The following is a 19,919-nucleotide window of genomic DNA, read 5'->3' as shown; positions in this document are numbered from 1 at the left end:
TGTCCCCCCGAACGGTCCCGAGGCAATGCCTCGGGACCGAACGGGACTCATACGTTATGCGGCGACCGGAAGCCGATCGGCGGGGTGGTCGCCACTGGGTTTCCACACCCAAGAGTCCGGGAAGGTCAGCTTGACGATCTTGCGGACGACGGTGCCGAACTGCCGCGCCAGCGGGCCGCGGTTGTAGGGGATGCCGTAGCGCCGGCAGATCTCCTGCACCTCGGGTGCGATCTCGGCGTACCGGCGAGCCGGCATGTCCGGGAACAGGTGGTGCTCGATCTGGTGCGACAGGTTGCCGGACAGCAGGTGAAAGAGCTTGCCTCCGGTGAGGTTTGCCGATCCCAGGACCTGGCGGAAGTACCACATGCCGCGGGATTCGTCCTTGGTCTCCTCGACGGTGAATTCCTGGGTGCCGTCCGGGAAGTGGCCGCAGAAGATAATCATGTACGACCACACGTTGCGCATCAGGTTGGCCGACAGGTTACCCGCGAAGACGAACGGTGCGAACGGCCCGGCGAGCAGCGGGAAGGCGACGTAGTCCTTGAGCGTCTGGCGCCGGGTCTTCTTCCAGATCTCCTGCAGCACCTCACGCTTGTCGCGCAGCCGGATCTCACCGGAGCGGATGCGTTCGGTTTCCAGCTCGTGCAGCGCGACGCCGTACTGGAACAGCACCATCAGCAGGAACGCGTAGACCGGGTTGCCCAGGTAGTAAGGGTGCCACCGCTGGTCTTCGCTCATCCGCAGGATGCCGTAGCCGATGTCGCGGTCCATCCCCACGATGTTGGTGTGGGTGTGGTGCATGTAGTTGTGCGAGTGCCGCCACTGATCGGCGGGGCAGGCCGTGTCCCACTCGAACGTGCGGCCCGAGATCGTGGGGTCGCGCATCCAGTCGTACTGGCCGTGCATGATGTTGTGCCCGATTTCCATGTTGTCGAGGATTTTCGACACGCCCAGCATCGCGGTGCCCAGCGGCCACGCCGGCGGCAGGAACAGCAGCGCGCGTCCGCCGACCTCCAGCGCGCGCTGGGTCTTGATGACGCGGCGGATGTAGTCGGCGTCCGCTTCGCCCAGGTCCGCCATCACGCGTTCCTTGATGGCGTCGAGTTCGCGGCCGAATGCCTCGGCCTGCTCGGGTGTCAGGGTGATCGTGTTCTGTGTCATGGCTCTTCCTTTCAAGGCTCGGAACCTAGAGAGACAGGTCGACGTCACCGACGGGCACGGACACGCAGATCTGCACGTCCTCGTCGGGTTGGGTCGACACCGCGCCGGTGATCAGGTTGCGCACCGTTCCGCCGGTCTTGCGCCGCGTGCAGGTGTGGCAGATGCCCATCCGGCAGCCGTTCTGCGGCGTCAGGCCGGCCGATTCGGCCTGCTCCAGAAGCGAGCGACCGTCGTCGACGACGTCGATCCCGCTGTCCGCGAACGTGATTCGCCCGCCCGACGGGTTCGCCGGTGCGTCGAGGACGGGCGGCACGAAGCTCTCGGTGTACACGTTGTCACAGTGCCCCCGCACCGCCTCGACCAAAGCCGTTGGCCCGCAGACGAACACCACATCGGGGTTGGGCATCGCGGCGGTCAGGTGCTCCGGCCCGAAGCGCCCGGCGAGGTCGCCGGCGCCCGAGCGGGTGTAGCCGTGCAGAACGCGCACACCGGGCCGATCGTTGTGGGCGGCGAGTTCCTCGCGGTAGCACGCCTCCGCGGGGGTGCGGGCGTAGTGCACGAACGCGACCTCGCCCCGATGGTGCTCGGCGATCAGCGTGCGCAGCATCGCCATCACCGGCGTGATGCCGCTCCCGCCGGAGACGAACAGGATCCGGTGCGGGCGCGCCTCGGGCAGGACAAAGTCACCGCCGATGCCGGCCAGGCCGACCACCATGCCGCGGCGGGCCCGTTCGTACAGATAGCTCGACACCACCCCGCCGTCGTGGTGACCGATCGTCAGCTCGAGGTTGGCGCTGCCTTCGGCGTTGGCCGGCGAGTAGCAGCGGGTGTGGCGCCGGCCGTCGATGTCGACGGCGAGGTTGACGTACTGGCCCGCCTTGAGGGTGTGGATCGATGCGAAGGCCTCGTTGGGAGCGAGCGTGAGGGTGACGCTGCGCGGCGTGGTGCGGCGCACGTCGACGACCTTCGCGCGGGCCTCGCCCAGCGTCCAGGTCGGCGCCACCAGCTCGGTGTAGCGGTCCACACCGTGCGGACCGGTGAGGAGGTCTAACAGGTCTGAGCCCAGGACGCGCTTGCGCAGGGTTTGCGCGAGGTTCCGGGTCGAAGTCTGAGTGAACATATGTACACCGTGCGTCCGGCTCCCGCAGGTAGTCAAGGGTTTAGTGCCCGTTTGTGGTAGGGTTCACATAGTGAACAGCCGTACTCCTAGCTCACGCCCGCATCGGTCGGGTCGCGAGCGCTCACGCGAGAACCCGTCGCGCGAGGAGCGCAAGGAGGCCACGCGCCGCGCCATCATCGCCGCGGCCCTCAAGCTGCTGCAGGACCGCAGCTTTTCCAGCCTGAGCCTGCGCGAGGTGACCCGCGAGGTCGGGATCGTGCCCGCGGCCTTCTACCGCCATTTCGAGTCGATGGAGGCTCTTGGGCTGGTGCTGATCGACGAGTCGTTTCGCACCCTGCGCGACACCCTGCGCGGTGCGCGGACCGGCCGGCTGGATCCGAACCGGGTGATCGAGTCCTCGGTCGACACCGTCATCGCCAGCATCACCGATCGCCGCGAGCACTGGCGGTTCATCTACCGGGAACGCTCGGGCGGGGTCACCGTGCTGCGCTACGCCATCCGCACCGAGCTGCGGCTGATCACCTCCGAACTGGCCACCGACCTGGCCCGCTTCAACAGGCTCAACGAGTGGAGCACCGAGGACCTCAACGTCCTCGCGACCCTGTTCGTGAACGCGATGATCGTCATCGCCGAGGCGATCGAGGATGCTCAGACCACCGAGGCACTGGAAGACATCCGGCGGCTCGCCGTCAAGCAGTTGCGGATGATCACCATCGGCATAGCCGGCTGGCGAAGCGCTCCTTAGCGACGGTCACTTCGTCAACGGAGTGAACAACCGAGCACTAAACATCGGTCTGTTCGTCGACGACCTCGTACAGCGATTCGCCGTCCTCGGGAGTGCCGTCGATTTGGGCCCGGTGGGCCCGCCCGGGGCCACCGTCGTCGGTCGGGTCGACCGCCGCGGGCGCGCCGGTTAATACGTCCGGCTCCTCTTCGGCCAGCCGCTGGTCGAGGGATTCGCCCTCCCGCTCTTCACGGGCCGTCATCCCGAACCGGTCGGCTTCGCTCCAGCCCTCGGGCGGATCGACGACGATGTCGCCGTCGTCGTTGCGCAGCTCGTCGGAGTCGGTGCCTTCGCTCGGGTTGAGGGTGTCGCCGGGACCGCCCTCCTCGGGAAAGTCGCCGTTGTCGATAGCCATACGGATCGGTTGCCCCTGGCCCCGGCGATTAAACTTTCGCAATTCCCGATGTGACCGACCCCGCAGACGCATACGCTGCGATCTTCCGGGCAATTTCATTGAGCGAGAGAGTCGCGGCACATGTTCTTTGGTGCAACTCCGGTCGCAGCGGCCATTTTGGGGGCTGGTGCGGTGATCGGCGGAATCGGGCTTGCCGCGCCGGCCCTGGCCGACGCCGCAGACGACTCCTTCCTCCAGGCCCTCGATGGCAACGGCATCCAGTACGGCAGCGTCGACAACGCGATGTTCGTGGCCAGGGCTTACGTGTGCGACCAGCTCGCCGCCAACCCGGGCGAACCGATGAACGACGTCGTAGCCGGCGTGGCCGGTTATACCAACTGGTCCAACGCCGACAGCGCGTCATTCACCGCGTCGGCCATCACCGCCTACTGCCCGCAGTACCAATACATGGCCAGTGGGCCGACAAACGTGCCGATTTCCTAGCCGATTTCTTAGGCACCGTTCTACCGCGGGTTCCGCCACATCGCCCACAGCGTCGGGCCGCCGTCGGGCAACTCGATCTCGCGGGTGACGGTGAACCCGAAACGCTCGTAGTACGGCACATTTTCGGGCTTGCTCGACTCGAGATAGGCCGGGCAGTATTCGGCATCGCAGCGGTCCAGCCGGGACCGCATCAGGGCCTGGCCGAAACCCCGTCCGCGGACGGCCGGGTCGCTCCCGATCACGGCGAGGTACCAGTGCGGTTCCTCGGGATGTTCCCGCTTCATGACTTCCTGCACGGTGCGCGCCCTCGCCGAATCCGACCCGAACACCCGGATAAAGCTCGGCAGCATCGTCAGCTCTTCCCAGCGCGACTGCCGCCACCGACCCGGCGGATCCCACAGGGACGCCGCGCCGACGCCCGGCCCGTCGCTAGCCACCTCCACACCGCCTCCAGCCAGATGATGGCGGCGCGTCAACGTCCCGAACACCCGGATCAGCTGCGCGGGCCGCGCGTCGTCGTCGGGCAGCATCCAGGTGGTGACGGGGTCGTCGTAGAACGCACGAGCCAGGGTGCGTGACAGTTCGCGGATGTCGGCTTTGCGCGCCGGGCGCGCCTGCGGGGCCACCCACGCCACGTTAGTGGGTGTGGCGAGCAGCTTGAGGGGTATGCCGGTCCGGTGACCGGCATCTCGCGGCGAAGGCTCGGGCGGATGGCCGCCGGCGTGGGCGCGCTCGGCGCTGTCGGACTAGCCCAGGCCTGCGGGAAGCCGGAGTCCGACCGCGGCAAACCGACCGCGCCGCCGCCGGCGGCGGGCAAGGGCGTGGGGGTGGTGCTCTCGCACGAGCAGTTCCGCACCGACCAACTGGTCGCGCAGGCCCGCGCGGCCGAGCAAGCCGGCTTTCAGTACGCGTGGACCAGCGACCACATCCAGCCGTGGCAGGACGACGAGGGCCACTCGATGTTTCCCTGGTTGACCCTGGCCCTGGTAGGCAGCGCCACCAGCCGAATCTCGTTCGGCAGCGGGGTGACCTGCCCGACCTATCGCTATCACCCCGCCACCGTGGCCCAGGCGTTCGGCTCGCTGGCGATCCTCAACCCGGGACGGGTGTTCCTGGGATTGGGCACCGGCGAACGGCTCAACGAACAGGCCACCACAAATGCGTTTGGCAACTACGCCGAGCGTCACGACCGACTCATCGAGGCGATCGGACTGATCCGCCAGCTGTGGAGCGGTTCGCGAATCTCCTTTGCCGGCCGCTACTTTCAGACGAACGCTTTGAAGCTCTACGACACCCCACCGACGCCGCCACCGATCTTCGTCGCCGCCGGCGGGCCCAAGAGCGCGAAGCTGGCCGGTCAGTACGGCGACGGCTGGATCACGCAGGCCCACGACGTGACGAACCCGACGTTGCTTGCCGCATTCGGCGCGGGTGCGCAGGCCTCCGGGCGGGACGCCGCCAATTTGGGTAAGCGCGGCGAACTTTTCGCGGTCGTCGGCGACAACGACGTGGCCGCCCGCGCCGCGACGCTGTGGCGCTTCACCGCCGGCGCCGTCGACCAACCGAATCCCGTCGAGATCCAACGCGCCGCCGAGGCCAATCCCATCGACAAGGTGCTGGCGAACTGGGCGGTCGGCACCGATGCTGCGGCCCACATCGGCGCCGTACAAAGGGTTCTCGACGCCGGGGCGGTTCCCTTTCTGCATTTCCCCCAGGACGACCCCGTCGCGGCGATCAACTTCTACGGCGGCAACGTCTTGCCCAGACTGCGCTAGTCGTTGCTAGTCGTTTGGTCGCCCCTGGCCCGGGTATCAGGCAAGGCATGGACGCGATCACTTTTCTCCGTCAGGACCACCAGAGCGTGCTCGGGTTGTTGGAAACGCTGGACGGCGCACCCTCGGGCTCGGGTGCCCAGAGCAGCGGCCTCGAGACAATGGTGAACAACCTCATCATCGCCGAGTCGCAGCACGAAGCGATCGAGGAACAGTTCTTCTGGCCGGCGGTGCGTCGCGCGATCGGTGACTCGCTCGCGGACAAGGCAATCGAGCAGGAGCAGGCCGGAAAGAAACTGCTGCAGCGACTGGAGGACGGCAAGCCGGGAGACGCCGACTACCACGAGGCGCTGCAGGAATTCGTCAAAGCCGGCCGTGAACACATCGCTTATGAGCAAGAGCAGGTCTGGCCGCAGGTCGAGGTGGCGATCAGCCGGGAAGAGTTGGAGAAGATCGGCGAAAAGCTAGAGGCCGCAAAGAAAATGGCGCCCACCCGCCCGCATCCGGACACTCCGCCCAACCCTGCCGTGTTGAAGACGGTCGGCATGGGCGCGGCGGTCGTCGACCACGTGCGCGATGTCGTCACCGGTCGCGGCGAGGACAACCCGCCCGATCCGCAGGTTCATTAGGCCACGCATTCGAAGGCCGGGCGTCGAATGGATCGGCGCCCGGCCTTCGTTGGTTTCAATTAGCTTGTCGGAGTGCGCTGTTCGTGGGTGAACGGCTTCTCGGCATTCACGGCCGGTGACCCCGACGGATTCTGCTCGGCGCCCTTGTTTTGCCGGCCGGTACCCCCCAGCCATTGCTGTTCGGGCTTTTCCACGTACTCCCATTCCATGCCCTCGGGCCACGGTCCCTGCCCCTGGTTCCACGGCCCGCGGATCGACTCGCCCCCACCGTTGGACATGTTGAATGCCACGTTCTGGAAGCGGGGATCTGCCGGCAGTTGTCCCGGTGGGAAGTTCACCGGTAGCTCGTTGAGCGCCGCGGTGAACTGCTGATAGTGGGTGACCTCGCGGGTCATCAAGAACGTCAGGGTGTCTTGCACGCCGGGATCGTCGGTGAACTGCTTGAGGTACTCGTAGACGATCTTTGCCCGGGACTCCGCGGCCAGGTTACTGCGCAGGTCCACCGTCGGATCGCCGTTGGCGTTGACGTAGGAGCCCATCCAGGGCACTCCCTGCGAGTTGCTCACGTCGGGCGTGCCACCGTTCAGCGCGAAATACAGCGGGTTGACCGCCACCTGGTGGATGATCTGGTCGCGGCCGTCGCCGCTGGCCACCGCGGGCATCCAATCGCATTTCTCGTTGGCGATTTTCAAGTTGTCGTTGAGCCCGTCGAGCAGCATCGTGATCATCGAGCCGACCATCTCCAGGTGGCTGAGTTCCTCCGTGGCGATGTCCATGAACAGGTCGTACATCTTGGGGTTTTTGCCCCGGAGGGCAAAGGCCTGGGTGAAGTACTGCATTGCGGCTTTGAGCTCGCCATTGGCGCCGCCGAATTGCTCCTGTAAAAGCGTGGCAAACCGGGGATCCGGCTCGCTGACCCGCACCTCGAATTGAAGATCTTTGTTATGCACGAACATTGGGCCTCCTGGGGAACTTGCGATAGTCCTGGTCGACGCCGGGTACCCCTGGGCTATGTGACGAAACGCTGGCGAAGGCAAATCTCGTAACCGACCATGGCCGCGACCTGCGGGCGAAGGTAGGACCCGACCAATGAATGTTTCGAACCTGGGCGCCAAACACGAGCTGGCCGAGCGCATGGCGCAGCTGTCCCGCGAGATGGCCGCGCCTCGAGCGCTCGAGCACGTACTCGCCGATGTGACAGCGGCGGCGGTGCAGTTGATACCGGCGGCGGACATCGCCGGCGTCTTACTGGTGCAAAAGGGCGGGGATTTCGCGTCTCTCGCGGACACCGACAGCCTGGTCGCCCAGCTCGACAAGCTGCAGCACGACTTCGGCGAGGGGCCGTGTGCCGACGCCGCCCTCAAACAAACGGTGGTTCGGGCCGACGATATGCGCAACGAGCCGCGGTGGCCCCGGTACGCGCCGGCGGCGGTGGCGCACGGTGTGCTCGGCAGCCTGTCGTTCAAGCTGTACACCGCCGACCGCACGGCCGGCGCGCTGAACTTGTTCAGCTTCGGCGCCGGCGTGTGGGACACCGAAGCCGAGACCATCGGATCGGTGTTCGCCGCGCACGCGGCCGCGGCGATAATGGCCGGGCGCCACGGTGAGCACATGGAATCGGCGCTGTCGAGCCGAGACCGCATCGGTCAGGCCAAGGGCATCATCATGGAACGCTACGGCGTGGACGACGTGCGCGCCTTCGAGATGCTGCGGGCGCTTTCCCAGGAGAGCCAGGAGAAGCTCGTCGACATCGCGCAGCGTGTCATCGAGACCCGCCGCGACCACTGATCCCCCGCCACCGCCATCTAGGATGGTGTGGCTTCATCAACGAGTCCGGTGCGGCGCTGCGCCGGGGAACGGTTGGCCACGGTGTGGGACTTCGAAACTGACCCGGAATACCAGGCGAAGCTGGACTGGGTGGAAAAGTTCATGGTCGACGAGCTGGAACCGCTCGATCTGGTCGCGCTCGACCCGTATGACAAGAAGAACGCCGAGATGATGGCGATCCTGAGGCCGCTGCAGCAGCAGGTCAAGGACCAGGGCCTGTGGGCCGCGCATCTGCGGCCCGAGCTCGGCGGTCAGGGCTTCGGTCAGGTCAAGCTGGCGCTGCTCAACGAGATCCTCGGACGCTCCCGGTGGGCACCTTCGGTCTTCGGCTGCCAGGCGCCCGACTCGGGCAACGCCGAGATCCTCGCGCTGTTCGGCACCGACGAACAGAAGGCCCGCTACCTGCAGCCGCTGCTCGACGGCGAGATCACCTCGTGCTACTCGATGACCGAGCCGCAGGGCGGTTCGGATCCGGGGATGTTCGTGACGACTGCAACCCAGGACGGTGACGACTGGGTCATCAACGGGGAGAAGTGGTTCTCCAGCAACGCCAAACACGCGTCGTTCTTCATCGTGATGGCGGTCACCAAACCCGACGCCCGCACGTACGACAAGATGTCGCTGTTCATCGTGCCGGGCGAGACGCCCGGCATCGAGATCATCCGCAACGTCGGGGTCGGCGGCGAGTCGGGAAGACACGGCTCGCACGGCTACGTCCGCTACAACGACGTGCGGGTGCCGGCCGATCACGTGCTGGGTGGCGAGGGCCAGGCGTTCATGATCGCGCAAACGCGACTCGGCGGTGGCCGCATCCACCACGCGATGCGCACGATCGCCTTGGCCCGCAAGGCATTCGACATGATGTGCGAGCGGGCGGTGTCACGCAAGACCCGGCACGGCCACCTGTCCGACTTCCAGATGACGCAGGAGAAGATCGCCGACAGCTGGATCCAGATCGAGCAGTTCCGGCTGCTGGTGCTGCGCACCGCGTGGTTGATCGACAAGCACCACGACTACCAGAAGGTGCGCCGCGACATCGCGGCGGTGAAGGTCGCCATGCCGCAGGTGTTGCACGACGTCGCGCAGCGGGCGATGCACCTGCACGGCGCGCTCGGCGTCTCCGACGAGATGCCGTTCGTCAAGATGCTGGTTGCGGCCGAGTCGCTGGGCATCGCCGACGGCGCCACCGAGCTGCACAAGATGACGGTCGCCCGTCGGACGTTGCGCGAATACCAGCCCGTGACAACGCCTTTCCCGTCTGCGCACATACCGACCCGGCGGGCCGAGGCCGAGGCCAGGCTGGCGGAGCGCCTGGAACACTCGATCGCCGAGTTTTAACCGCGAGCAGACGCAGAATCGCACTCGCCCACTGGTTTTGGTGCGATTCTGCGTCTGCTCGCCACTTTCAGGAAATGTAGCGGACGATGCTTTCGGCCACGCACGCCGGCTTGGGCGCGCCCTCGATCTCGATGGTCGTCGACACCGTCGCCTGCACGGCGCCGTCACCCAGGTCGTCGACGCTGACCAGCGAGCTCTGCGCGCGAACGCGCGAGCCGACCGGCACCGGGGCGGGGAAGCGAACCTTGTTGAGGCCGTAGTTGATTGCGAGCTTGATCCCTTTCACGGTGTACATCTCGTGCTGCAGCCGCGGCAGCAGCGAAAGGGTCATGAAACCGTGGGCGATGGTCTTGCCGAACGGACCGGCCGCCGCCCGTTCCGGGTCGACGTGGATCCACTGGTGATCGCCGGTCGCGTCGGCGAACAGGTTGACGTCTTCCTGGGTGATGGTCACCCAGTCGCTCTGCCCGATCGTCTCGCCCGCCGCCGCGGCGAGGTCCGCTACTGATTCGAAGGTGCGCATTGGTCCTCCTCGGGATGCTGTCGATGCCCGCATGCACCCTATCGGAGCCGATCATCGCCGTTTCGCGCGCCGCTGCGCGGGAAACCTGGGCCCTATGCCGGAAAACAAGGGCCACAGGGCCGAGGAAGACGTCGAGCCCGAAGTGCACGAGGCTCGATCACGGGCCGCCGAAGGCGACGACGGGTCGTACGTGGGCGCGGCCGGTTCCGACGACACTTTCGACGCGGGCGAGACGGGCGCCGAGGCGCGCAGCCAGGACGGCCAGCGGTAGCGCAAGATGGCGGCGTGAGGCTGCTGCTGATTGCCGACACCCACGTCCCGCGGCGCGCCCGCGACCTGCCGGCGCGGGTATGGGACGAGGTCGCCGCGGCCGATGTGGTGGTACACGCCGGCGACTGGGTATCGACCGACTTGCTCGACGCCCTGGAAGCCCGGGCCGCGCGGCTGGTCGCGTGCTGGGGCAACAACGACGGGCCGGCGTTGCGGGACCGGCTGCCCGAGCGCGCCGACGCCACGCTGGACGGGCTGCGCCTGACCGTGGTCCACGAGACCGGTGCCGCGAGCGGCAGGGACGCGCGGATGTCGCGGCTCTACCCCGACCGCGACGTGCTGGTGTTCGGCCATAGCCACATCCCGTGGGATACCACGACGCACACCGGACTGCGCCTGCTCAATCCGGGTTCACCCACGGATCGTCGCCGCCAACCGTTCTGCAGCTACATGACCGCCGGCGTCGACAACGGGACGTTGACCGACGTGGTCCTGCATTCGCTCGAAAAGTAGCTGGGAGCTAGCCCCCACACAGCTCGCACTCATATTTAGCTCGTAAACAGAGGTATATGGGGGCAGTGAAGTCCGATGTGGTCGCCGAGCTGTTCGGCGTCGTCGGCAGGTTTCGCCGGCAACTTCGCCGGTCGGCCGGCCGGGGGTTCGACTCCGCGCGGCTGTCCGAGTCCCAGGCGGAGCTGCTGTGGCTGGTCGGACGGCGACCGGGGATCTCGGTCAGCGCCGCCGCGGCCGAGCTCGGCCTGGTGCCCAACACCGCGTCGACCTTGGTCTCCAAGCTGGCCGGCAACGGACTGCTGATCCGGACCGTCGGCGAATCGGACCGCCGCGTCGGCCAGCTGCGGCTCGCCGAACCCACCCAGCAGCTCGTCGACGCGTCTCGGGCCGCGCGCCGGGCACTGGTCGCCGAGGTGCTCGGCGAGCTAGACGACGATCAAATCGAGTCCCTGACAAAGGGATTGGAGGTTCTTGACACCATGACCCGACTACTGCAGGAGCGGCGATCATGAGCGAACGACTGCCGATGGCGATCGACGGCCGCAACCTGACCTACCGGTACGGCCAGTTCACCGCTGTCGATGACGTGACGTTGCAGGTGCGCCCGGGCGAGACGATGGGCCTGCTGGGACCCAACGGCGCCGGAAAGACGACGCTGGCCCGCATGCTCACCACGTTGACGCCGGTGCAGCGCGGCGAATTGCGCATCTTCGGCATGGACGCCCGCCGCCAGACCATCGACATTCGCAGCAACATCGGCTATGTGCCCCAACAGCTTTCGGTCGAGCCCGCGTTGACCGGGCGGCAGAACGTGCAGTGGTTCGCGCGGCTCTACGGGGTGCCGCGCGCCTGCCGGGCCGAACGGGTGGAACAGGCGCTGGCCGCCATGGAACTGCTCGACGTGGCCGACCGGCGGGCCGGGGCGTACTCCGGCGGCATGGTGCGCCGCCTGGAGGTGGCGCAGGCGCTGGTCAACCGCCCGTCGCTGCTGGTGCTCGACGAGCCGACGGTAGGGCTGGACCCGATCGCCCGCGACGGTGTCTGGCAGCAGGTGCGGAGCATGCAGGCCCAGTTCGGCATGACGGTGCTGCTCACCACCCACTACATGGAGGAGGCCGACGCGCTGTGCGATCGGGTCGCACTGATGCACCGCGGCCGGCTGCGAGCCGTGGGCACGCCCGCGAAGCTGAAGGCCACCGTGTCGCCCGGCGCCACGCTCGAGGACGTGTTCCGCCATTACGCGGCGGAGGACCTGTCCGGCCAGACGGAATCGTCCGGCTCCTTCCGGGAGATCCGTTCCAGCAGAAAGGTTGCCAGCCGTGCCAGTTGACATCGCACCCAAAGCCCCGGCGACCACCCTGGTTCGCGCTCCGCGCGGGTGGCAACGGGTCCAGGCAACGCTGGCGCGGGTCGGGGCGTTCGCGATCGTGGAACTGCAGAAGCTGCAGCACGACCGGACCGAGCTCGTCACCCGGATGGTGCAGCCCGCGCTGTGGCTGCTGATCTTCGGCACGACGTTTTCCAAGTTGCACGTCATCCACACCGGGTCGGTGTCCTACCTCGCATTCCTGGCGCCCGGGATCATCGCGCAGTCGGCGCTGTTCATCTCGATCTTCTATGGCATACAGATCATTTGGGACCGCGACGCCGGCGTGCTGGCCAAGCTGATGGTGACGCCGGCCCCCGCGTCGGCGCTGATCACCGGCAAGGCGTTCGCGGCCGGAGTGCGGTCGGTCGCCCAGGTGGTCGGGGTGATGGCGCTGGCCTACCTGATGAACATCGGCCTGACCATCAATCCGTTGCGGATCCTGGCGGCGATGGCCGTGGTGATGCTCGGCGCGGCGTTCTTCGCCTGCCTGTCGATGACGCTGGCCGGCCTGGTCCTGTCCCGCGACCGCCTGATGGGAATCGGCCAGGCCATCACGATGCCGTTGTTCTTCGCGTCCAACGCGCTCTACCCCGTCGACGTGATGCCCGCCTGGTTGCACGCGCTGAGCAAGGTCAACCCGCTCAGCTACGAGGTGGACGCGCTGCGGGCGCTGTTGATCGGCACCGCGTACAACCCGGCCGACTTCATCGTGCTGGTGGTGGCGGCGCTGATCGGAATCGCCACGGCTTCAACGCTTTTGCGCCGGCTCGTCGCGTAGGGGCGCCACCGGCACGGTTTCGTGAGCCATTCGTGACCCGAATGTGACGATTCCCGGCCGACTCCCAATCGTTAGCCAACCGCGATCTCCCATCGCGGCCGCGACAGACGAATTACGCCCTCCCCCTGTGTTTCACTGCGCAGGCGAACAGATTCGACCGTAGTCGTGCGGCATCGAACAAACGATGAAAGTTGGGATGGGTAGGGAGCTATGTCGTTCATCGAAGAGGTGCGGAAGGTGCGTGGCGCAGCGGCGAGGATGCCGCGCCGGCTGGCCGTCGCGGCCGTGGGGGCTGCCCTGTTGTCGGGTCTGGTCGGCGCCGCCGGCGGCGCGGCTACCGCGGGGGCGTTCTCGAAGCCGGGGCTCCCGGTGGAATACCTGCAAATCCCATCGCCGTCGATGGGCCGCAACATCAAGGTGCAGTTCCAGCCGGGTGGACAGCACGCGGTGTACTTGCTCGACGGCCTTCGGGCACAGGACGATTACAACGGCTGGGACATCAACACCCCGGCCTTCGAGGAGTTCTACCAGTCCGGGTTGTCGGTGATCATGCCCGTCGGCGGGCAGTCCAGCTTCTACAGCAACTGGTACCAGCCGTCGTCCGGCAACGGCCAGAACTACACCTACAAGTGGGAGACGTTCCTGACCCAGGAGATGCCCGGGTGGCTGCAGGCCAACAAGCAGGTGTCGCCGTTCGGCAACGCCGCGGTGGGTCTGTCGATGTCGGGCGGTTCGGCCCTGATCATGGCCGCCTACTACCCGCAGCAATTCCCCTATGCCGCTTCGCTATCCGGCTTCCTCAACCCGTCCGAGGGCTGGTGGCCCACCCTGATCGGTCTGGCGATGAACGACTCCGGTGGCTACAACGCCAACAGCATGTGGGGTCCGTCCAGCGACCCGGCGTGGAAGCGCAACGACCCGATGGTCCAGATTCCGCGGCTGGTCGCCAACAACACGCGGGTCTGGGTGTACTGCGGTAACGGCACCCCCAGCGACCTCGGCGGCGACAACATGCCGGCGAAGTTTCTGGAAGGCCTCACGCTGCGCACCAACGAAACCTTCCAGAACAACTACGTGGCCGCGGGCGGACGCAACGGGGTGTTCAACTTCCCGGCCAACGGGACGCACTCGTGGCCCTACTGGAACCAGCAGTTGGTTGCCATGAAGCCGGACATCATCCAGGTGCTCAACGCGGTCAACACGACTGCGCAACCGGCACAACCGGCACAGCCAGCACAACCAGCCGCCTGACACCCCCAAAGCCGGCATCGGCAGTAGCGCACCGGTCAGCGCTGCTGCCGATGCTGTTTTTCTGACCGGTCATTCAACAGCGCCTGACGATCCTGGTGGAAGTAGGTGTATCCGGTCGTCAGCGCGCACACGGAGGTGGCGACCACCAGCATCCACGTGCCGTTGACGACGAGGCTGATGCAGCCGCCCACCACGGCGCCCAGGGCGAAGCTGCTGAACAGCAGGAAGTAACCGAGCCAATCCGCCGCGGTTCCGCCGGCGATGTGGCGTTCGATGCCCTGGCCCATCTTGACCAGAGTCCCGGTCACGTAGCTCAGCGGCACGGACACCTCGCCGTCCTTAACGAACGACGTGTTCAGCGCGCCAATAGCAAAGGCGACCAACATGATTGGCGCGAAATCGAGAAGGTTTTCCTCCCAGCCCTCGTCGAGCACGTCCACCACGGTGGCGGCCAGCAGGCTGAAGGTCGTCAGGACGGTGGGGCCGTGCGGATGCGCGACCCAGAAATGCCGGCGACACACCGACGCGATCACCACGCCGGCCACGAAGCACACGATCAGCAGTGCCGCCGACACCGAGAGCACCACGTCCCCGCGGAAAAAGCCCAGCGCGGCGCGCTGGGCATTGCCGGTCATGAAGGTGACGAAATATCCCGCCGAATGGGTGAATGCCGTCGCTCCGAGCACGCCGGCCAGCCCGGCCAGCAGCCACGACAACCTCGCCTCGCTGTTGAAAGTTTCACGCGCCACACAAACATGCTGTCAGACGCACACCCAAATCGCAGGCGGCACATAGGTAATACCTATGTTTGCACTACGCCGCGGTCAGCCGGGCGATGGATCGCAGCGGGATCGGCAGCCAGCCCGGGCGGTGTCGCGCCTCGTAACCTGCCTCGTACACCGCCTTGTCGAGCTCGTAGGCGGCCAGCAGCTGCGCCGAATCGCGCGGGTCGGTGCCGGACACCGCCGCGTAGCCGTCGCAGAACGCGGCGCAGTTGCGCTCGACCCATTCGCGGGCGCGCGCGGCCAGTTGCTTGTCCGCACCCTGGTCGATCAGCGGCCCGTAGGCGGCGTACTCGAACGACCGCAACACCCCGGCCACGTCGCGCAACGGCGAATCCGGCGCGCGCCGCTCGTCGAGCGGCTGTCCCGGTTCGCCTTCGAAGTCGATCAGCAGCCAGCTCTCCGGTGTGCGCAGCACCTGCCCCAGGTGCAGGTCGCCGTGCACCCGCTGGATGGTGATCGTCTCGCCCGCGAGCTTTTGGAATCGCTCCTCGATCGTCGCCGCGTATTCCTCGAGTTCGGGCACCTTCGCGACGGTTGACGACAGCCGCGCCAGCACGGTGTCGACCGGGAACGTGGCGTCGGCCGTGCCGAGGCATTCCGCCAGGGTGGCGTGCACGGACGCCACGGCTTCACCCAGCCGGTTGGATTCGGCGGCGAAGTCGCCGCCGACCTCGTAGGCGTACAGGTCGCCCTCCGCGAACAGGTCGCGCACGCTGGCGGTGGCCATGGCCCAGCCCTCGGCGGCGTTCGACGCGAATTCGGTCACCATGCCCAGGGGCCACGGGTCACCGTCCGGCGGGACCATCTCGTAGGTGCCGAGCAATCGCGCCACGTGCGGGTTGCCGGCGCGGGCGAGCACCCGGTTGAGCTCGATGTCGGGATTGATGCCGCTGCTGACCCGCCGAAAGACCTTGAACATGGCGTCTCGATCGAAGATCACGCTGGTATTGCTCTGCTCGGCGTCGGAGACGTGCGGCAGCGCCTCCAGCGGCAGCTCGACGTCGGGCTCTTTGGTGAACGCCACCTGGCCATCGGACGAGCCGCGCACGGCGGCCGAGTCGATGAGCGAGAGCAGAAACCGCGGCGCGTCGGTGTCGTACAGGGCGTCGAAACCGGTGCGGTCGTCGGCGGCGCCGATGGTGGCGACGGTGCTGTACTCGGACACCGGCGCGAAGTCCCAACGAACGATCACCTGGTAACGCTCCGAGGAGCCGTCGGTGTACCGGACGTCGACGAGGACCAGGTCGAGGTCCTCGCGCAGCGGCACGACGACGCCGGGCTCGGCGCTCGACAGCTCGCGGTTGCGTCCGGCGTACCACCGTTGCTGCGGAAGCCACTCAGACCAGGGCAGCTTGACTGGCTGAGTCGTCATGCGTTCTCCTCACATCCGGTCAGCTGGAACCAGTAGAACCCGTGTCCCGGCAGTGTCAGCAGGTAGGGCAGGTGACCGATGCGCGGAAACTCCACATGCCCCGTCAGCTCCACTGGTGTGCAGCCGCTCCATTGCTGGAGGTTCAGTTCGATCGGCTGGGGGAACCGGGACAGGTTGTTCACGCACAGCACGGTGTCCCCGTCGTCCGCCGCGTGGCGCACGAACGCCAGGACCGACGGGTTCGACCCGCCCAGTTCCTCGAATCTTCCGATCGCAAAAGCCTTGTGCCGCCCTCGCACCGCGAGCATCACCCGGGTGAAGTTGAGCAGCGACGTCGAGGTGTCGCGTTGCGCCTCCACGTTGACCGCCTGATACCCGTACACCGAGTCCTGGCTGGGCGGGAGGTACAGCCGCCCCGGGTTGGCCTTCGAGAAGCCGGCGTTGCGGTCCGGTGTCCACTGCATCGGCGTGCGCACCCCGTCGCGGTCCCCCAACCAGATCACGTCGCCCATGCCGATCTCGTCACCGTAGTAGAGGACCGGCGAGCCGGGCAGCGACATCAGCAGCGCGGTGAACAGCTCGATCTGGTTGCGGTCGTTGTCCAGCAGCGGTGCGAGGCGCCGGCGGATCCCGACGTTGGCCTTCATCCGCGGGTCCTTGGCGTACTCCGCGTACATGTAGTCGCGCTCTTCGTCGGTGACCATCTCCAGCGTCAGCTCGTCGTGATTGCGCAGGAAGATCCCCCATTGGGCCATGTCCGGGATCTCCGGCGTCTGCGCCAGGATCTCGGAGATCGGGAACCGCGATTCGCGCCGGACCGCCATGAAGATGCGCGGCATCAGCGGGAAGTGGAACGCCATGTGGCACTCGTCCCCGCCGGTGGTGGCGTCGCCGAAGTACTCGACGACGTCGGCCGGCCACTGGTTGGCCTCGGCCAGCAGCACCCGGCCCGGGAACTCGTCGTCGACCACCTTGCGGACCCGCTTGAGGAAGGCGTGCGTCTCGGGCAGGTTCTCGCAGTTGGTGCCCTCGCGTTCGAACAGGTAGGGCACCGCGTCCAGGCGAAACCCGTCGATGCCCAGGCCAAGCCAGAAGCGCAGGACGTCGATCATCGCCTCCTGCACGGCCGGGTTCTCGTAGTTCAGGTCGGGCTGGTGGGAGAAGAACCGGTGCCAGTAGAACTGGCGGCGGACCGGGTCGAACGTCCAGTTCGATTCCTCGGTGTCGACGAAGATGATGCGGGCGTCGGTGTACTTCTCGCTGGTGTCGCTCCACACGTAGTAATCGCCGTATGGTCCGTCGGGGTCGTGCCGGGACTCCTGAAACCACGGGTGCGATTCCGAGGTGTGGTTCATCACCAGGTCGGTGATCACCCGGATGCCTCGCTCGTGGGCGGCATCCAGCAGCGCAACGAAGTCGTCGACCGTCCCGAACTCGGGCAGCACCTTGTAGAAGTCCCGGATGTCGTAGCCGCCGTCCCGCAGCGGGGAATCGTAAAAAGGGGGCAGCCAGATGCAGTCGATGCCGAGCCACTGCAGGTAGTCCAGGCGTTCCATCAGCCCCCGCAGGTCACCCGACCCGTCGGCGTTGGCGTCGAAGAACGCCCGGACCAGCACCTCGTAGAAGACCGCGTGCTTGAACCAGGTCGGATCGGCGGGCAGCGCGGCAGCATTGTCGAAATCTTCGGCGTTCGGATGCTCGACCACGCCGCCCTCGACGTGACTGCCCCCCGCGGGATCGTGCTCGACTGCGTCTCTTGCGTCGTTCATCAATTCCACGATGCCACGTGTACCCGACACGGCAACTCGGGAATCACGACCGCAAACGGGCGACCAATCCCGATGTGCCGCAAGCGAATCCGGCGGGAGGCGGTCATTATCCGCGCGGTATCAGGCCGGCGGCCCGTCCGCCAGCGTCACCGGTCCGCTGCGATCGCCGTCCCCCTTGGCGCGCCAGTGCAGGGTGACGGTGTCGCCGGGATGATGCGGGACGAGCACATCCGTCATCGAGGTGGCACCGGTGATCGGGATGTTGTCGAACCCAGTGATGACGTCGCCGGCCGAGATTCCGGCCGCCGCCGCGGGACCGCTGCCCACGACGCGTTCGACCCGGGCGCCGTTGCCACCGTTGTCCGTCACGCCCAGGCCCAGGAAGGCCGTCGGCCCGATGTGCACCGTGTTCGACGCGGCGCCGGACCGGATCTGTCCGGCGACCGCCATCGCGGTGCCGATCGGGATGGCGAAACCCTGGCCGCCGGACATCTTGTAGCTGTCGGTGGCCGCGGTGTTCATCCCGATCACCTGGCCGGCCTCGTTGACCATCGGGCCGCCCGAGTCACCCGGCCTGATCGCCGCGTCGGCCTGGATCAACCCGCCCAGGTTCTCCTCCGCGCCGGTGAGGGTGTCGGTCGCGGACACGCTCTGGTTGAGCCCGACGACCTTACCGGCCACCGCGCTCGGCGTGCCGCCCTGACCGCCCGCGTTGCCCAGCGCGACGACGGGCTCGCCGATCGCGACCCCGCCGCCGATGTTGGCGGCGGGCAGGCCGCCGCCACCACGGAGCTGCAGGACCGCGACGTCCGCGGTCCGGTCGTAGCCGATGACGTCGACGGCGTAGGTCTGGCCGTTGCCGACGGCGAACGCGTTGATGTCGGTGGCCCCCGAGATCACGTGGTTGTTGGTGAGAATGACGCCGCCCGGATCGATAACGATGCCGGTCCCGGCTCCGACGGCGTTGTTGTAGCCGAATTTGGTGCTGATGTCGACGACCTGGGGCCCGACCCTGCCGACGATGCCCGACGGGTCCAACGGCGCGAGGGGCCGGTCGTGGGTCGGTGACGCGGACGCCGGCGCCGCGGCCATGGCCAGGCCCAGCCCCACCACGGCCAGCACGCTGACCAGCCATGACCACCAGACGGAGCGGTGGTGCCATTTGCTCATACCGTCACCTCCTGCGACGCAGTAAGAACCAGAATTTGGCCCAGCCTCCCGGTCTGGGTAACGCGACTCGATGTGTATAACCGTAATGCAGATAGCTATTCACAACAGCGCTCAGGCCCCTTGGGCCGGCGCGATGGGGTGGGCAAGGTGCCGGCTGACGTCGCCGACCATGTCGATGAGCGTGAGATCGCGGTAACAAAACCGCCATCGGCCGTCGACGCGTTCGAATCGGTCGTGGTAGCGGCCGGTGACGATGGTCTGCAGCGGTAGCTCGTCGGTCTGCTGCAGCACCGTGTAGTAGCTGCGGCAACTCGCGGTGCCGGCCCCGTCATCGATCTCGATGATCGGATTGGTCGTGACGTGCTTGGTGCGCGGCGTCCCGTCCGGATGAAGCACGATCAGCGATTTCCAGATCCCCAACAGCCGGGCCGCGTCGACGGTGTCCGGTTCGGCGTCCGAGCCGCCGATCCTGATGCGGGCGTGTTCGAACAGCGTGGCCGCGCCCGCCAGGTCACCGGCGTCGATGCATTCGGCATAGCGGTACAGGAGGTTGGTGATCTGGGTCTCGGCCAGCATGCGGTTAACCTAGCGCGGCGACGATGCCGACCGGAACGGTCGGAGGAGGAGGCGCTCAATTCGGCCTAGCGCGG

General features: G+C 66.9%; 23 protein-coding genes. 12 read left to right on the top strand and 11 right to left on the bottom strand.

From position 1 onward, the window contains the following. Window positions 1-54 precede the first annotated feature (54 nt). Both N415_RS02050 and N415_RS02045 read right to left on the bottom strand, forming a co-directional pair. Window positions 55-1,161: an acyl-CoA desaturase gene (locus N415_RS02050; protein ID WP_068176695.1), complete on the bottom strand. Its 1,107-nt coding sequence runs from the start codon at window positions 1,159-1,161 to the stop codon at window positions 55-57. A gap of 25 nt (window positions 1,162-1,186) precedes the next feature. Next, on the bottom strand, window positions 1,187-2,281 hold the full coding sequence (locus N415_RS02045; RefSeq protein ID WP_068176693.1) for a ferredoxin reductase: 1,095 nt from the start codon (window positions 2,279-2,281) through the stop codon (window positions 1,187-1,189). A 70-nt stretch (window positions 2,282-2,351) separates the two neighbouring features. On the opposite strand from N415_RS02045, the gene N415_RS02040 reads away from it, so the two are divergent. Continuing rightward, window positions 2,352-3,026 carry a TetR family transcriptional regulator gene (locus tag N415_RS02040; protein ID WP_068113139.1) on the top strand — a complete coding sequence of 225 codons (675 nt, stop codon included), beginning with the start codon at window positions 2,352-2,354 and terminating at the stop codon, window positions 3,024-3,026. A gap of 37 nt (window positions 3,027-3,063) precedes the next feature. Here the strand turns inward: N415_RS02040 and N415_RS02035 are convergent, their stop codons facing one another. Then, a complete protein-coding gene (locus tag N415_RS02035) occupies window positions 3,064-3,420 on the bottom strand; it encodes a hypothetical protein (protein WP_068176691.1) in 357 nt (118 codons plus the stop codon). A 120-nt stretch (window positions 3,421-3,540) separates the two neighbouring features. Between N415_RS02035 and N415_RS02030 the strand changes: the two genes are divergently transcribed. Continuing rightward, complete coding sequence (locus tag N415_RS02030) at window positions 3,541-3,903, top strand: DUF732 domain-containing protein (protein WP_068176689.1); 363 nt, start codon at window positions 3,541-3,543, stop codon at window positions 3,901-3,903. Between the two features lie 20 nt (window positions 3,904-3,923). On the opposite strand, the gene N415_RS02025 is transcribed toward N415_RS02030, so the two are convergent. Further along, the gene (locus N415_RS02025) at window positions 3,924-4,529 is read right to left on the bottom strand and encodes a GNAT family N-acetyltransferase (RefSeq protein WP_068176853.1); all 606 of its coding nucleotides are present in this window, start codon (window positions 4,527-4,529) and stop codon (window positions 3,924-3,926) included. Window positions 4,530-4,580: 51 nt separating this feature from the next. On the opposite strand from N415_RS02025, the gene N415_RS02020 reads away from it, so the two are divergent. After that, window positions 4,581-5,678, top strand: coding sequence for a F420-dependent hydroxymycolic acid dehydrogenase (locus N415_RS02020; protein WP_068176687.1), 1,098 nt, complete (start codon window positions 4,581-4,583; stop codon window positions 5,676-5,678). A 47-nt stretch (window positions 5,679-5,725) separates the two neighbouring features. After that, window positions 5,726-6,304, top strand: coding sequence for a hemerythrin domain-containing protein (locus N415_RS02015; protein WP_068176685.1), 579 nt, complete (start codon window positions 5,726-5,728; stop codon window positions 6,302-6,304). A 59-nt stretch (window positions 6,305-6,363) separates the two neighbouring features. On the opposite strand, the gene N415_RS02010 is transcribed toward N415_RS02015, so the two are convergent. Further along, entirely contained in the window at window positions 6,364-7,260 is an 897-nt protein-coding gene (locus tag N415_RS02010; protein ID WP_068113126.1) for a manganese catalase family protein, read from the bottom strand. Between the two features lie 133 nt (window positions 7,261-7,393). Here N415_RS02010 and N415_RS02005 point away from each other — a divergent pair, with 133 nt between their 5' ends. Together N415_RS02005 and N415_RS02000 are read left to right on the top strand one after the other, a co-directional pair. Beyond that, window positions 7,394-8,092: a GAF and ANTAR domain-containing protein gene (locus N415_RS02005; protein ID WP_068176684.1), complete on the top strand. Its 699-nt coding sequence runs from the start codon at window positions 7,394-7,396 to the stop codon at window positions 8,090-8,092. Between the two features lie 81 nt (window positions 8,093-8,173). After that, window positions 8,174-9,469: an acyl-CoA dehydrogenase family protein gene (locus tag N415_RS02000; RefSeq protein WP_068176849.1), complete on the top strand. Its 1,296-nt coding sequence runs from the start codon at window positions 8,174-8,176 to the stop codon at window positions 9,467-9,469. A gap of 67 nt (window positions 9,470-9,536) precedes the next feature. On the opposite strand, the gene N415_RS01995 is transcribed toward N415_RS02000, so the two are convergent. Continuing rightward, window positions 9,537-9,992 (bottom strand): MaoC family dehydratase, encoded by a 456-nt coding sequence (locus N415_RS01995; protein ID WP_068127921.1) that lies wholly within the window; start codon window positions 9,990-9,992, stop codon window positions 9,537-9,539. A gap of 94 nt (window positions 9,993-10,086) precedes the next feature. Here N415_RS01995 and N415_RS32155 point away from each other — a divergent pair, with 94 nt between their 5' ends. The 6 genes from N415_RS32155 to ag85C all read left to right on the top strand — a co-directional run bounded on the left by N415_RS32155 (window position 10,087) and on the right by ag85C (window position 14,173). Then, window positions 10,087-10,263 carry a hypothetical protein gene (locus N415_RS32155; RefSeq protein WP_193376382.1) on the top strand — a complete coding sequence of 59 codons (177 nt, stop codon included), beginning with the start codon at window positions 10,087-10,089 and terminating at the stop codon, window positions 10,261-10,263. Window positions 10,264-10,277: 14 nt separating this feature from the next. Further along, window positions 10,278-10,775: a metallophosphoesterase gene (locus tag N415_RS01990; RefSeq protein WP_068176682.1), complete on the top strand. Its 498-nt coding sequence runs from the start codon at window positions 10,278-10,280 to the stop codon at window positions 10,773-10,775. 56 nt (window positions 10,776-10,831) lie between these two features. Continuing rightward, window positions 10,832-11,287, top strand: coding sequence for a MarR family transcriptional regulator (locus N415_RS01985; RefSeq protein WP_068176680.1), 456 nt, complete (start codon window positions 10,832-10,834; stop codon window positions 11,285-11,287). After that, entirely contained in the window at window positions 11,284-12,105 is an 822-nt protein-coding gene (locus N415_RS01980; RefSeq protein WP_068176679.1) for an ATP-binding cassette domain-containing protein, read from the top strand. The genes N415_RS01985 and N415_RS01980 overlap by 4 nt, the downstream gene beginning before the upstream one ends. 1 nt (window position 12,106) lies before the next feature. After that, window positions 12,107-12,922, top strand: coding sequence for an ABC transporter permease (locus N415_RS01975; RefSeq protein ID WP_068176847.1), 816 nt, complete (start codon window positions 12,107-12,109; stop codon window positions 12,920-12,922). A gap of 210 nt (window positions 12,923-13,132) precedes the next feature. Then, window positions 13,133-14,173 (top strand): diacylglycerol acyltransferase/mycolyltransferase Ag85C, encoded by a 1,041-nt coding sequence (gene ag85C / locus N415_RS01970; protein ID WP_068176677.1) that lies wholly within the window; start codon window positions 13,133-13,135, stop codon window positions 14,171-14,173. Between the two features lie 35 nt (window positions 14,174-14,208). Here the strand turns inward: ag85C and N415_RS01965 are convergent, their stop codons facing one another. The 5 genes from N415_RS01965 to N415_RS01945 form a co-directional block, all read right to left on the bottom strand. Next, a complete protein-coding gene (locus N415_RS01965; RefSeq protein WP_068176675.1) occupies window positions 14,209-14,922 on the bottom strand; it encodes a YoaK family protein in 714 nt (237 codons plus the stop codon). A 64-nt stretch (window positions 14,923-14,986) separates the two neighbouring features. Continuing rightward, entirely contained in the window at window positions 14,987-16,330 is a 1,344-nt protein-coding gene (locus tag N415_RS01960) for a phosphotransferase (RefSeq protein WP_068176673.1), read from the bottom strand. Next, window positions 16,327-18,099 carry a maltose alpha-D-glucosyltransferase gene (gene treS, locus N415_RS01955; protein WP_068176845.1) on the bottom strand — a complete coding sequence of 591 codons (1,773 nt, stop codon included), beginning with the start codon at window positions 18,097-18,099 and terminating at the stop codon, window positions 16,327-16,329. Before treS ends, N415_RS01960 begins: the two co-directional genes overlap by 4 nt. Window positions 18,100-18,219: 120 nt before the next feature. Next, window positions 18,220-19,269, bottom strand: coding sequence for a S1C family serine protease (locus tag N415_RS01950; protein WP_068176672.1), 1,050 nt, complete (start codon window positions 19,267-19,269; stop codon window positions 18,220-18,222). Between the two features lie 111 nt (window positions 19,270-19,380). Further along, window positions 19,381-19,845 (bottom strand): nuclear transport factor 2 family protein, encoded by a 465-nt coding sequence (locus N415_RS01945; protein ID WP_068176670.1) that lies wholly within the window; start codon window positions 19,843-19,845, stop codon window positions 19,381-19,383. Window positions 19,846-19,919: the final 74 nt, after the last annotated feature.

It is taken from the genome of Mycobacterium sp. UM_CSW (assembly GCF_000455205.1).
In the GTDB taxonomy this organism is placed as follows: Bacteria; Actinomycetota; Actinomycetes; order Mycobacteriales; family Mycobacteriaceae; genus Mycobacterium.
This window is presented reverse-complemented; position numbering and strand designations above follow the sequence as displayed.